This window comes from Rhizobium sp. TAL182, assembly GCF_002117725.1.
In the GTDB taxonomy this organism is placed as follows: domain Bacteria; phylum Pseudomonadota; class Alphaproteobacteria; order Rhizobiales; family Rhizobiaceae; genus Rhizobium; species Rhizobium esperanzae.
In genome coordinates this window covers 4,405,335-4,417,845 of the sequence record NZ_CP021024.1, presented here as the reverse complement: position 1 = coordinate 4,417,845, position 12,511 = coordinate 4,405,335, and the positions used below count along the sequence as shown (strand labels likewise).

Annotated in this window: 10 protein-coding genes, 1 tRNA gene and 2 pseudogenes; 5 read left to right on the top strand and 8 right to left on the bottom strand. The window is 61.8% G+C overall.

All coding sequences use genetic code 11. From position 1 onward, the window contains the following. Positions 1-6: 6 nt before the first annotated feature. A complete protein-coding gene (rpmA, locus tag Tal182_RS21910) occupies positions 7-276 on the bottom strand; it encodes a 50S ribosomal protein L27 (protein ID WP_004676172.1) in 270 nt (89 codons plus the stop codon). A gap of 34 nt (positions 277-310) precedes the next feature. Continuing rightward, a complete protein-coding gene (gene rplU / locus Tal182_RS21905) occupies positions 311-628 on the bottom strand; it encodes a 50S ribosomal protein L21 (protein WP_007824851.1) in 318 nt (105 codons plus the stop codon). 305 nt (positions 629-933) lie between these two features. On the opposite strand from rplU, the gene Tal182_RS21900 reads away from it, so the two are divergent. Continuing rightward, a tRNA-Ser gene (locus tag Tal182_RS21900) sits at positions 934-1,023 on the top strand. Between the two features lie 63 nt (positions 1,024-1,086). On the opposite strand, the gene Tal182_RS32800 is transcribed toward Tal182_RS21900, so the two are convergent. From Tal182_RS32800 to Tal182_RS21890, 3 genes and pseudogenes are all read right to left on the bottom strand, one after another. Beyond that, on the bottom strand, positions 1,087-1,482 hold the full coding sequence (locus tag Tal182_RS32800) for a LysR substrate-binding domain-containing protein (protein ID WP_245344797.1): 396 nt from the start codon (positions 1,480-1,482) through the stop codon (positions 1,087-1,089). A 434-nt stretch (positions 1,483-1,916) separates the two neighbouring features. Next, a pseudogene (locus tag Tal182_RS32795) lies at positions 1,917-2,066 on the bottom strand (LysR family transcriptional regulator); the annotation flags it as partial. A 171-nt stretch (positions 2,067-2,237) separates the two neighbouring features. Continuing rightward, positions 2,238-3,590, bottom strand: coding sequence for an MFS transporter (locus tag Tal182_RS21890; protein WP_085860723.1), 1,353 nt, complete (start codon positions 3,588-3,590; stop codon positions 2,238-2,240). Between the two features lie 137 nt (positions 3,591-3,727). Between Tal182_RS21890 and Tal182_RS33115 the strand changes: the two genes are divergently transcribed. The 4 genes and pseudogenes from Tal182_RS33115 (at position 3,728) to Tal182_RS21875 (ending at position 8,574) form a co-directional block, all read left to right on the top strand. After that, positions 3,728-3,856, top strand: a complete 129-nt coding sequence (locus tag Tal182_RS33115; RefSeq protein ID WP_280952425.1) for a hypothetical protein — start codon at positions 3,728-3,730, stop codon at positions 3,854-3,856. A gap of 345 nt (positions 3,857-4,201) precedes the next feature. Next, positions 4,202-5,644 (top strand): M81 family metallopeptidase, encoded by a 1,443-nt coding sequence (locus tag Tal182_RS21885; protein ID WP_085860722.1) that lies wholly within the window; start codon positions 4,202-4,204, stop codon positions 5,642-5,644. Positions 5,645-5,692: 48 nt separating this feature from the next. Next, positions 5,693-6,991: pseudogene (locus Tal182_RS21880) on the top strand (gamma-glutamyltransferase). Between the two features lie 251 nt (positions 6,992-7,242). Continuing rightward, complete coding sequence (locus tag Tal182_RS21875; RefSeq protein ID WP_085860721.1) at positions 7,243-8,574, top strand: glucoamylase family protein; 1,332 nt, start codon at positions 7,243-7,245, stop codon at positions 8,572-8,574. 35 nt (positions 8,575-8,609) lie between these two features. Here Tal182_RS21875 and Tal182_RS21870 read toward each other — a convergent pair whose 3' ends face one another. From Tal182_RS21870 to Tal182_RS21860, 3 genes are all read right to left on the bottom strand, one after another. Beyond that, positions 8,610-9,647 (bottom strand): ABC transporter ATP-binding protein, encoded by a 1,038-nt coding sequence (locus Tal182_RS21870; protein WP_064805692.1) that lies wholly within the window; start codon positions 9,645-9,647, stop codon positions 8,610-8,612. Then, positions 9,644-11,311, bottom strand: coding sequence for an iron ABC transporter permease (locus Tal182_RS21865; RefSeq protein WP_085860720.1), 1,668 nt, complete (start codon positions 11,309-11,311; stop codon positions 9,644-9,646). Before Tal182_RS21865 ends, Tal182_RS21870 begins: the two co-directional genes overlap by 4 nt. A 104-nt stretch (positions 11,312-11,415) precedes the next feature. Next, the gene (locus Tal182_RS21860; protein WP_085861021.1) at positions 11,416-12,438 is read right to left on the bottom strand and encodes an iron ABC transporter substrate-binding protein; all 1,023 of its coding nucleotides are present in this window, start codon (positions 12,436-12,438) and stop codon (positions 11,416-11,418) included. Positions 12,439-12,511: the final 73 nt, after the last annotated feature.

Here is a 12,511-nt window from a genome sequence, read left to right as displayed (position 1 = left end):
ACCGGCTTATTCCGCTGCTTCCGCTTTCGGCATGACAGACACGTAGACGCGACCGTTGGCCTTCGTTCGGTAGTCCACATTGCCGGCGGTAAGTGCAAAGATCGTGTGATCCTTGCCGAGGCCGACGTTGGAACCGGGATGCCACTGCGTACCGCGCTGACGCACGATGATGTTGCCTGCGATGACGGCTTCGCCGCCGAACTTCTTCACGCCAAGGCGCTTGGATTCGGAATCGCGACCGTTGCGCGAGGAACCGCCAGCTTTTTTATGTGCCATTGGAGTTCTCCTTTAAACCTGAAACCCGTTGATCTTACTTGGCAGCCACGATGTCCGTGATGCGGACGACCGTGTGATGCTGGCGATGGCCGCGCGAACGCTTCGAATTCTGACGACGGCGCTTCTTGAAGGCGATGACCTTCTTGCCGCGGGTCTGGTCGACGACTTCCGCCTTGACGGAGGCGCCGGCTACGAAGGGCGCACCGATCGCCGCGTCGGCGCCTTCGCCGATCACGAGCACTTCGGTGAATTCAATGGAGTCGCCAGCGGATGCTTCAAGCTTCTCGATGGTCAGCACGTCGTTGGCTGCCACACGGTACTGCTTACCGCCGGTCTTGATGACTGCGAACATTTTTTATCCTTTCATGTTCGTTCCGGCGCTCCCCGCCATTCGAGCAGGTGGCCGTCTTTTTATCAGTCGAAGTTAAGCAGGGATTTCAGGGAGCTAGCCCGGAATTCTGGTCTGCCGGTGAAACCCCGCGCGAGCGCGAGGCGGGCAAGGGGCGGACTACTCCACTCCTATTGCGGATGCGGGATACGCGAGTGACGGAAAGGTGTCAAGGCAAAAGGATGGAAAAGCTTGAGATTTCGGCTTGCCAACCTGTCATCTGCCCGTTATGAGAACGCCCGCGCCGAACAAGCGCCGACCAAGACCGCGGAGAGGTGGCAGAGTGGTCGAATGCACCGCACTCGAAATGCGGCATACCTGCAAGGGTATCGTGGGTTCAAATCCCACCCTCTCCGCCATGGCCTTCAGCTCCCTACCGAAGGCAAAGGTAATAACACGTCTCCGTTATGCAGCGCGCCAATTCAGAGCGCATCCCGCATCGCTGCGCCTGGGCGCTGGTGCTCTTGTTCCAAAGCCGCGAGACCCGTGAGGAGGAAATCTATGAATTCCTGTACATGCGGCTTATCCAGCGATGCTCGGTTCACCTTCAAATAATATCCGCGGTCGACCCGAAGCGGGCTGTCGAACAACGGGCAGAGTGCGCCTTCATCCATCAGCGTCCTCACGAGATGATGCCAGCCCAGCACGATTCCCTCTCCTTTGACGGCGGCGTTCACGAGAAGCGGGTAATTGTTGCTGACCACGGCCGGCAACAGGTGCGGTACCCCAAGGCCGCTTGCCTGGAACCAATCGTCCCAGGTGACCGGATGCCAGCCGATGGCATCGGACGTCCAGTGCTTGCGGTGCAGATCCAGCAAATCCGCGCGTTCCAGGCTTTGCGCATCCGGAAACGCCCGTGGCGTTCGAGATAATCGGGGCTGCAGACCGGCTGGACGATATCCGGAAAGAGATAATAGAGATTCTCCCCAACCTCGCAGCGTTCGTTTCCACAAATGAGAGAAAGATCGACCTCATCAAAGTTCCGCAGCGTGTCGTCTTCGTCCGAGGCCAAAAGCACGAACCTGACATCCGGCCGATCGGAGCGGAATCGGTCCACGAGGGGCTTCAGCCAGCAGGCGATCGCCGCATTGGTGCCGGAACAGGTGATGACGGGAGGGTCGGAGGGAGCGTTGATATTGTTGATCCCGTCGCAAATGATGTCGAGCCCGCCACTGACCGCAGTCAGGAGCCGTTGACCATCGGATGTCAGTTCGAGGCTGTTGTGCTTTCGGATGAACAGGGTGACGCCCAGCGATTTTTCGAGGCCGCGGATCTTCTGGCTGATGGCGGCCTGGGTGACGTTGAGCTCGTTTCCGGCAAGGGTAAAGCTCAAATGCTTCGCGCCGACTTCGAAAGTGGCGAACGAACCGAGCGAGGGGAGGTAACGGCGTTTGAGCAGCATGCGATAACATCATCGTCCGAGGGATCACCGACACAGGGTCGCACGTCTTTCAGATGCACAAAAGACCAGTCACACAAAGGGCTGAAGCGCGCCGCATGGTTCAAATCCGGTGCGACGCGCTTTGGCAGGTCGTTATCGCAAAACCGCTGCACAGTTTTGCGCGACATGCCTTTAGTGCGAAAAGCCGGCGGCGGTTTCGCTAAGGCTCTTCCCCTTCGTCTCCGGAGCCCACAATTGTGACACCAGAGCGCCGCTGAACACGACCGCCGCAGCAACCAGCATCGTGGTCGAAACGCCGAATTTCTCGACCCCGATCGGCAACAGGAAGGTGCCCAGACCGGCGCCGATCCGGCTGACGGCGGCGGCAAAGCCGGTGCCGACCCCGCGGACTTCGGTGGGGAACACCTCGCCGGGATAGATGCTCGTCAGCGTCCCGTTCATCGCATTCAGGAACGAGAAGACGAGGAAGAGACCCAGCACGACGGCCGACGGCGCGCCCGACCACAGACCGATCACCAGGAAGACGACCGTGGTGATCCACTGTGGCGGCACCGTGAACAGACGCCGGCCGGCCTTGTCGATCAACGCCACCGTGACGGCGACCCCGGCCACCGCAACCATCGACAGTCCGACGCCACCGGCAAGCCCGCCATTGAGGCCATATTGCTCCAACACGCTGTCTGCAAAAGTGGCGATCGCAAAATACGGCAGAACGTTGCAGAACCAGAACCACGAAACGAAGGCCGTCATCCGCCAATATTTCACGGAGAATAGGTCGGCGAATCGGCCTTGGCGCACCTCCGCGCTCTCGATGTCCGCCATCTCCTCGGCGCTCTCCAGATATTTGCGGGCGATCGTGCGCGCCTCATCCTTGCGACCCTTGCTCCACAACCAGCGCGGCGATTCAGGCAGGCCAATCCGGGCGAAGAACAGGATGACCGAGATAAAGGTACTTGTTCCGATAATGATCCGCCACGGCATCGGCTCCGGCAGGTTCAAGACGTAACCCACCGTGTAACCGATCATGAATCCGCCGTACCAGGCAAGGATCGTGACGCCCATCAGCCTTCCCCGCAGCCGGGCAGGCGCAAATTCCGACATCAGCGGCCAGCCGACGGAATACTCGGCGCCGATCGCGATGCCCATCAGCAGCCGCACTGCGAACAGCATCGTCACCGAGTCGATGAAGAATTGCATCGCCGACGCGAGCACGAACAGTCCCATGTCGATCATGAACAGCGGCTTGCGGCCGAATTTGTCGCCGGCCCACCCGCCGAGCGGCGAGCCGATCAGGATCCCGAACAGCGCAGCCGAGGCGATGAGGCCCATATCGATCGTCGTCATTCCCATTTCGGCCTTCATGACAGCCGTCACCGGGCCGATGACCCCGAGAATGTAGCCGTCGAGCAGCATTCCGCCGGTGAGAACGGCAATCATCCTGATCATGAAGCGTCGTTTGAACGCAGCGGTCGTCTCTTCCCTGACAATTGGACCTGAAATAACCGCTTCCGTCTCCAGTGACATAGCTGCCTCCCTTGGTTAGCGAAAAAATTCTTCCTGTTCCTGCGGCATGTGGCGGGGCGGGGTGCCGCATCCGGCCCGCCCCGCATTCGTCGGGAGGCGTCTCCTGCACGTGCCGGTTTGACGCGCATGGAAAGTCCATGGCCAACGCCTGCGTCAAAGCGCGCGACGCGCGTGGCTTTGCGAAAAGCCAGTATTGGCAGACGATGGCAGGCGCGAGGGAACGGCTGACGGCCATGCCCACCGCAATGTGCTGTGTGATCATTTGACGCTCCTCCCGAGCGGCACAACTCCTGGACGACAGGGTCGGGCACATTGCATCTTGCGTATTCGAGGCCGAATTCGGCAAACGAGGATCTTCATCGGCGCGGCATAAGGCCCGCCTTATCCTGTCGGATGCTTCGAAGGCTGCCGGCTCCGCCGGTTTCAACTGCGCTGAGAAGGGAGGTACGATGGCGATGTCGGAAAAGATGCGAAGTCAGTCGCTTGCGATGCGCCCGCACTTGGTGTCAGATGACGAGCGAATACCGGAGACGGCACCGGGCCTCCAAAGGCGAGGATCTGCCGGCGCCGCCATCACTTCCTGATTGCTCCCAAATCAACCGAGGTTTCCCATGCGTATCGCCGTCGGTGGCATTCATATTGAATGCAGCACATACAATCCCGTTCTGAACGAAGAGAGGGATTTTCGGGTGTTGCGCGGCGAGGGGTTGTTGGAATCGCCCTACTTTGCTTTCCTCAGAGATTATGATGCGGAATTCCTGCCGACGATCCATGCCCGCGCCATTGCCGGCGGACCGGTTTCGCGTGCCACCTATGAGGCGTTCAAGAGCGAATTCCTCGAACGGCTGAAGCCGCTACTGCCGCTCGACGGGCTCTATCTTGCCATGCACGGCGCCCTGTATGTGGACGGCATGGAGGATGCCGAGGGCGACTGGATCTGCGCGGCCCGCGCTTTGGTCGGCGAGGATTGCACGGTTTCGGCAAGCTACGACCTGCACGGCAATGTCACCCAGCGCATCATCGATGCGCTCGACATCTACTCGACCTATCGCACGGCGCCGCATATCGATGTCGAGGAGACGATGCGCCGCTCGGTCTCCATGCTAGTAGAGAGCCTGAAAACGGGCGTTAAGCCGGTCGTTCTCTGGGCGCCGATCCCGGTCGTGCTGCCCGGCGAACGCACCAGCACCGTCGATGAACCCGCGAAGAGCCTCTATGCGATGCTGCCCGAGATCGATGCGATGGCCGGCGTCTGGGATGCATCGCTGATGGTCGGCTACGTCTGGGCTGACGAACCGCGCGCCACCGCTGCCGCGATCATGACCGGCACAGACCGCGCCGTGCTCGAGCGTGAGGCCAAACGCCTCGCCCAGGCCTATTGGGGTGCGCGCGAGGATTTCGTTTTCGGTTGCGAGACGGGCTCTGTCGAAGAATGCGTCGCCAAGGCAATCGCCAGTCCGACTGCTCCCGTCGTGCTCGCCGAATCCGGCGACAACCCGACCGGCGGCGGCGTCGGGGACCGGGCCGATGTCCTGGCCGAATTGATCGCCAAAGATGCTGACGGCGTCGTCTTTGCCGGTATCGCCGACAAGGCGGCGACCGAAGCCTGTTATGCCGCGGGGGTCGGTGCGGAGCTTGTCTTGAGCGTCGGCGCCTCGCTCGATACCAAGGGCAGCAGGCCGGTCAACGCGCGCTTCACCGTCAAGTTCCTGTATGAGGCCCCCGACCTCGCCGATCGACAGGCGGTCGTTTCGATCGGCGGCATCGAACTCGTGCTCTCGGCCAAACGGCGGCCCTACCACAATATCGCCGACTTCAGCCGGCTCGGGCTCGACCCGCATGCGGCCAAGATCATCGTCGTCAAATCGGGCTATCTCTCGCCGGAACTGGCGCCGATCGCCAATCCCAACCTGATGGCGCTGTCGGAGGGCGTGGTTGATCAGTTCGTCGAGCGTCTGCCGCGGCTGCGCAAGCAGCATCCGACCTATCCGTTCGACAAGGATTTTGCCTTCGAGCCGCAGGTCTTCCTCTCCGCGCGCTCGCCACAGGCTTGAGTCCCAGCGATCCGAACGGGAGATGATTTCCCAAGGAGGATGTTCGGCATGACCGGATTTACCACCCGACCTGAAATTCTCGGCACTTTCGGCGTCGTCACCTCGACGCACTGGATCGGCTCTGCGGTCGGCATGAGCATTCTCGAAAAGGGTGGCAACGCTTTCGATGCGGCGGTGGCGACCGGCTTCGTGCTGCAGCTCGTCGAGCCGCATCTCTGTGGCCCCGGCGGCGACCTGCCGGCGGTGATCTATTCGAAGAAGAAGGACAAGGTCGAGGTCATCTCAGCCCAGGGGTCAGCACCCGCCGGCGCAACGATCGAACACTATACCGGGGAAGGCCTGACGCGAGGAACCGCTGACCTATGATTATCACGGCTGGACCATCGCCAAAACAGGGCCCTGGGGTCAGGGGCCGGTCTTCCTGCAGACCCTGTCGATTCTGAAGGGGTTCGACCTCGCCGCGATGAGACCGAATGGCGCCGATTTCGTTCATACCGTCGTCGAGGCGATGAAGCTCGCCTTTGCCGACCGCGAAGTCTATTACGGCGACCCGAATTTTTCGGAGGTTCCCGTCGCGCATCTGCTGTCGGAGAATTACGCTGCCGAACGCCGCAAACTGGTCGGCGCGGATGCCTCCTTCGATCTTCGCCCCGGCATCATTCCGGGTTTCGAAGCGCAGTATGATCTGACGACGAAGATGCTCTGCGTCAATTCGCAGACCGGCGCCGTCTACGAGCCGACCATGGCGCATCTATCCGAAAAGCGCGGCGACACCGTGCATATCGACGTGATCGACCGTGACGGCAACATGGTCTCCGTCACGCCGTCCGGCGGCTGGCTGCAGTCTTCGCCAACCGTGCCCGGCCTCGGCTTCTGCCTCAATTCCCGCGCGCAGATGTTCTGGCTGAAGCCTGGCCTGCCAACATCGCTTGCTCCGGGAAAACGGCCGCGCACGACGTTGACGCCGTCCCTCGGCCTCTATGAAGCCGCCCGACCCTTGCCTTTGGCACGCCGGGCGGCGACCAGCAGGAGCAGTGGCAGCTTTCCTTCTTCCTGCGCCATATCCATCACCAGCTGAACCTGCAGGCGGCGATCGATCAACCGCTCTTTCATACCGCTCATTTTCCGAGCTCCTTCTATCCGCGCAGCCGCGAACCCGGCAGCCTGATAGCGGAAGAGAATTTCGGTCGGGATGTGCTCGAGGCGCTCGCCCGAAAGGGCCACAAGCTGACGATCACCGATCCTTGGACGATCGGCCGGCTGACGGCCGCACGACGCGATGCCGACGGGCTGATGCGCGCCGCAGCCACCCCGCGCCTCATGCAGGCCTATGCTGTCGGACGATAATGGGCTGCTTTCCAGAGCGCCCCCGTAGGCAACAAGTATTGCCTGACATAGACTGTGCCGGTGCGGTGCGCGGCGGTGCTTTTGCTGCACCGCTTATATGACTTATGCTAGATATTAATTCACCGATAATTGTTAACGACCGACCGCCTCCGTTTGTGTTCTCTTATCCCTGCGAATCAAAAAGGTTTGATTTGCTCGGGGACGACCACCATGTTCAAGCATGGGTCGATGCAACAGTTGGGTAGGAGCCTATGCTGCAACGGATCGAAGACATTGATGCAGCCCTCATCGACAGGTTGCAGCATTCGGCTTTCAAGTACTTCCTGAAATATTCCAATCCCGAAAATGGCCTGGTGGCCGATACCTCGATCGCCGGCGTGCCGGCGAGCATCGCGGCCGTCGGCTTCGCCCTTTCCTCCTACCCCGTTGCCGTCGAGCGGTGCTGGATCAGCCGCAAGGAAGCGGCCGAGCGCACGGTCAATACACTGCGTTTCTTCGCCGAGGCGCGCCAGGGCGACGAGCGCCATGCGACCGGCCATCGCGGTTTCTTCTACCATTTTCTCCACATGGATAGCGGCAATCGTGCATGGAACAGCGAGCTTTCGACCATCGACACGGCGCTGCTCATCGCCGGCGTGCTGACCTCAGCGCAATATTTCAATCGCGAAGACGAGACCGAGGCTGAAATCCGTGAGCTCGCGACCTTCATCTACGAACGCGTCGATTGGCGCTGGGCGCTGAACAAGGGCGACACGATTTCCATGGGCTGGAAGCCTTCGTCGGGCTTCCTGCGCTGGCGTTATCACGGTTTCGACGAGGCGATCATTCTTTATGCGCTGGCACTCGCCTCGCCGACGCATCCCGTGCCGCAGTCGAGTTACGACGCCTTCACATCGAGCTATTCCTGGATGACGTTCGGCGACCAGCCGTATCTCTATGCCGGCCCGCTTTTCATTCATCTCTTCTCGCATGCCTGGATCGATTTCCGCAGCATCCAGGACAAACCGATGATGGAACGCAACTGGGACTATTTCCGCAACACCCAGGTCGTCATTAACATGCAGCGCGACTACGCCGAGCGCAATCCCGGCGGTTTCGTCGGTTACAACAGGAATGTCTGGGGCTTTACCGCCTGCGACGGTCCACCGCCGACGCGGCGCATGCGTGGCGGCCGGCAGCCGAAGGTTCTGGGTTATGCCGCCCGCGGCGCCCCGCTCGGACCCGATGACGGCACGATCGCACCCTGGGCCGCACTCGCCTGCCTGCCCTATGACCGGCAGGCGGCTCTCGACGGCACCAAGGCGCTTTTGACCACCTATCCGAACCTGCTGCTGGAAGGCGGCTTTCCCGGCGGCTTCAATCCGACCGTGCAGACCAAACGTCCGGAGGGCTGGGTGGACGACCGCACCGTCGGCATCGACCAGGGCCTTGTCGTCATGACCATCGAAAACGAGCGTTCCGACTTCATCTGGAAGCTGATGCGGCAATCGCCGGTCATCCGCCTCGGACTTGAGCGCGCCGGCTTTACCGGCGGCTGGCTCGAGGGCATTGAGCCGCAAGAGCTGGTGCGCCGGGTCGGTTAGCCCGCGTGCCCGATAGGACGCGCAGGCTCTATTGTTCAGCGCTCGAAGACGTGCGCCTTGCCTGATATATCCAGGCGAACGAGATCGCCTCGCGAAGGAAGGGCGACGCTCGAGGTCTTGATCCGGATCGGCGGCAGGGCAACGCCGTCGAGCGAAACGGCGACGGTGCAGACCGCGCCGCCGAATTCCACCTCGACAACCCGTCCGCCGTAGTCGCGATCGCTTTCATCGGCAACGACGCGGATCTGCTCGGGCCGCAGCATGATTTCCGCCTTGCCCTGACGGCTGCCTTCGACGGCGACATGGCCGAGGGCGCAGTCGGCAAGGCCGTTCCTTATAATGGCCGGAAGCAGCACGGCATCGCCGAGGAACAGCGCCGTCTCGCGATCCCTGGGATGCAGATACAGGGTTTGCGGTGATCCCGCCTGGATCAGTCGCCCTTCCCTGAGAACCGCGACCTGATCGGCAAAACTCAGTGCCTCTTCCTGATCGTGCGTTACGAGAACGGCGGTAATGCCGGCCGCCTGCAGGACACGCGCGACAGCCTTGCGCATGTTTTCCCGCAAGCCGGTGTCGAGCGCCGAGAAAGGTTCGTCGAGCAGCATCAGCCGCGGCTTGCGGCCGAGCGCGCGGGCGAGCGCCACGCGCTGCTGTTGGCCCCCGGAAAGCTGATGCGGGCGCCGCGCCAGCATGCCGCGGTCGAGCTCGACCATATCGAGCAGTTCGGCGATGCGCTGGTCACGATCGGCAGCACCCCGTTCGAAGCCGAAGCCGATATTCTCAGCCACGCTCAAGTGCGGGAACAGCGCGCCATCCTGGGAGACGATGCCGATGCCCCGTTTGTGAGCCGGCACCGCCGCCGGGCCATCGGCCAGCACGTCGCCATCCAATGTCACCCTGCCGGCATCGGCTTGCTCGAAGCCCGCGATGATGCGCAGCAGCGTCGTCTTGCCCGAGCCGGACGGCCCGATGACGGCGGTGCGGCTGCCGGCCTGGACATCGAGCGAAATATCCTTCAGCGCCTGGACGGGCCCGTAGCGCTTGCTGATGTTTTCGATCGTAAGCAGCGTCATTGGCCGGCGGTCCGTTTCGATTGCGTATAAAGCGTCAGGGTGAGCGGTAGCGACAGCACGACCATCATGAAGGCGTAAGGGGCGGCCGAGACATAATCGATCTCGCTCGTCAGCGACCAGAATTTCGTCGCCAGCGTATCGACGCCGTTTGGCGAGAGCATCAGCGTCGCCGTGAGTTCGTTAGTAATGCCAAGTGCGGTCAAGGCGATGCTGGCAGCGGCGCCCGGTGCGGCAAGCCGCATGGTGATCTGCCGCACCGCCTGACCCGGGGTGCGGCCGAGGCCCATCGCGGCGCGCTCCAGCTCCACTGGCGCCTGAGCGATGCTGGCGCGTAAGCCGACCATGGCACGGGGCAGGAAAAGCATCACATAGGCGACGAGCAGCGTTGCGAAGGTCTGATAGAGCGGCAGCACGAGACGCACGGTGATCGTCACCAGCGCCAGCGCCACGACGACGCCGGGCAGCGAGCCGACATAATAGTGGCAGGCTTCGAGCACGCGCTGGAAACGGCCGGGCGCGCGCACGGAGAGCCAGGCCATGGGGGCTGCGGCAATCGTCGCCAGCACGCCGCCGGCAAGAGCAAGCGCCATCGTCTGCAGGAAGGCACTGCCGACCTCGATGCGCCAGATCTCGCTGCCGCCGAGATAGAGCCAGCGGCCGAGTGTCATCAACGGCACGCCGAGCGTCAGCACCGCCAGGACGACAGGCAGCAAGATGGCCGGCACCACGAACCAGCCGAGACGCCGGCGATCGGCCGGACGCGGCGAGCCAGGGCCGACGCGGGCATAACGTTCGTTGCCGCGCAGCAGCACTTCGAGGCCGAGCAGGAAAAGACAGCAGGCAACGAGCACGCCGCCGAGCATGTTGGAGGCCGGGCTGTTGTAGGAGGATTGGAACTGGTCGACGATCGCGGTTGCGAAAGTATCGAACCGAATCATGACAAACAGGCCGTATTCCGACAGCAGATGCAGCGCAATCAGCAGCGAGCCGCCGCAAATGGCAAACCTCAACTGCGGCAGCACGGTGCGGAAGAAGACGCGCCAGGGGTCGAGGCCAAGGGAGGCGGCGGCATCCTCGATGGCCGGATCGAGACGGCGTAGCGCTGCGGCAACCGGCAGATAAAGGAATGGATAGTAGGCGATGATAGAAACGAAGACGCCGCTCTGCAGGCCGCGCATGCCGGGAATGAGGCTGACCCAGGCATAGCTGTGCACGAAGGCCGGCACCGCGAGCGGCGCGATCGCCAGCCAGGCCCAGAGCCTCGCGAACGGGATATCCGTTCGTTCGGTCAGCCAGGCAAGCGTCACGGCCAGGGCGATCGACAGTGGAATGGTGGCCGATTCCAGGAGAACCGTATTGATGAGGAGTTCGCCGACACGTGGCCGGAAGACGAGCGTTTTCACCGTTTCCCAGCCGACATCGTAAGTGATCCAGCCGATGAAGCCGAGCGGCACGAGACTGAAGATCGCGATGACGGTCGCGAGAAGCATCACGGGCGCGTGCGGCATGCGCCGGCGCGGCAATAGCATTCGCGGAGCCTTCGGCGCGACCGGCGCCTGATTGCCGGCTACGAAAAATCTGTTGTCCTGCAGCAAGGCCGGTGCCTTCATACGCTGAAAAAGGAAGGCAACCGTCTTGGAAAGACAGTTGCCCGATCCCGTCATGCCCTAAGGTTTTCTTGAGCCAAAAGCAATAGTTTTGGCTGCTGCAAGCCTGCGGCAGAAAGCCCGAAGCCTCTCCCGCGTAAGTGCTACGATACGTAGAAAGCCTAAATCAGACCTGCCGCCGTCATCAATTCCACGACCTTCTTGCTGTCCAGCGTCGAAGCTTCGACCTTCGGCGCATTGAGATCGGCAAGCGGAACGAGCTTGTCGTTGGAAGGAGCGTCCTTGCCGACGGCATATTCATAGGACGTGCCGTTCTTCAGGACCGCCTGGCCTGCTTTGCTGGTGACGAATTTCAGGAAAGCCTGCGCTTCCTTCATGTGCTGCGTGGACTTCAGGACGCCGCCGCCCGAAACGCTGACGAAAGCGCCTGGATCCTGGTTCTTGAAGTAATGCATGCCGACATTCTTGCTGTTCTCGCCGGTCTTCGCCTGATCGCCGAACCAGTAGTAGTGATAGATGACCGCGCCTTCGACTTCACCAGCATTGACGGCCTTCATCGCGACGCTGTTACCCTTGTACGGCGTCGCGTTGTCCTTGAGGCCCTTCAGCCATGCCTTGGTGGCGTCTTCGCCCTTCAGTTGCAGCAGGGCGGCGACGATCGCCTGGAAGTCGGCGCCGGCTGGCGCTGCACCCCAGCGGCCCTTCCAGGCGGGATCGGCGAGGTCGAGAAGCGACTTCGGCAGCTTGTCTTCGCTGAGCTTCGTTTTGTCATAGGCAAAGACCGTCGTGCGGGCGGCAATGCCGGTCCACATGCCGTCGGCAGGACGATACTGCTCCGGAACCTGATCCAGTGTTTCCTTTTCGACCGGGGCGAAGAGGCCGGCGCCGTCGACCAGCGTCATGGCCGGCGAATTCTCGGTCAGGAAAACATCGGCGGGGGATGCGTCGCCTTCCTGAATGATCTGGTTGGCGAACTGCATGTCGCTGCCCTGGCGCATGGTGACCTTGATGCCGGTCTCCTTGGTGAAGGCATCGATCCATTCGCGGCCCAGGCTTTCGTGCTGCGCATTGTAGACGACGAGACCTTCATCCTGGGCATTGGCGCCGCCTGCGAGCACCGTGGCGGAGAGAAGCGACGCGGCGAGCGTCAGCACATGGGAAAAACGGTTAAAAGCAATAGTCATGATGGCCTCCATGGCGATGTCACCCAGACGGGATAAGAGGCGTATATTTTTCTTGACTGGCTATTTCAAGTTT

Excerpts from the sequence above, each read along its gene's own strand:
- Tal182_RS21885 (WP_085860722.1), top strand. The coding sequence starts at position 4,202 with ATGCGTATCGCCGTCGGTGGCATTCATATTGAATGCAGCACATACAAT.
- rpmA (WP_004676172.1), bottom strand. The coding sequence starts at position 276 with ATGGCACATAAAAAAGCTGGCGGTTCCTCGCGCAACGGTCGCGATTCC.
- Tal182_RS21890 (WP_085860723.1), bottom strand. The coding sequence starts at position 3,590 with ATGTCACTGGAGACGGAAGCGGTTATTTCAGGTCCAATTGTCAGGGAA.
- rplU (WP_007824851.1), bottom strand. The coding sequence starts at position 628 with ATGTTCGCAGTCATCAAGACCGGCGGTAAGCAGTACCGTGTGGCAGCC.
- Tal182_RS21865 (WP_085860720.1), bottom strand. The coding sequence starts at position 11,311 with ATGACGGGATCGGGCAACTGTCTTTCCAAGACGGTTGCCTTCCTTTTT.
- Tal182_RS21860 (WP_085861021.1), bottom strand. The coding sequence starts at position 12,438 with ATGACTATTGCTTTTAACCGTTTTTCCCATGTGCTGACGCTCGCCGCG.
- Tal182_RS21875 (WP_085860721.1), top strand. The coding sequence starts at position 7,243 with ATGCTGCAACGGATCGAAGACATTGATGCAGCCCTCATCGACAGGTTG.
- Tal182_RS21870 (WP_064805692.1), bottom strand. The coding sequence starts at position 9,647 with ATGACGCTGCTTACGATCGAAAACATCAGCAAGCGCTACGGGCCCGTC.
- Tal182_RS33115 (WP_280952425.1), top strand. The coding sequence starts at position 3,728 with ATGGCCAACGCCTGCGTCAAAGCGCGCGACGCGCGTGGCTTTGCGAAA.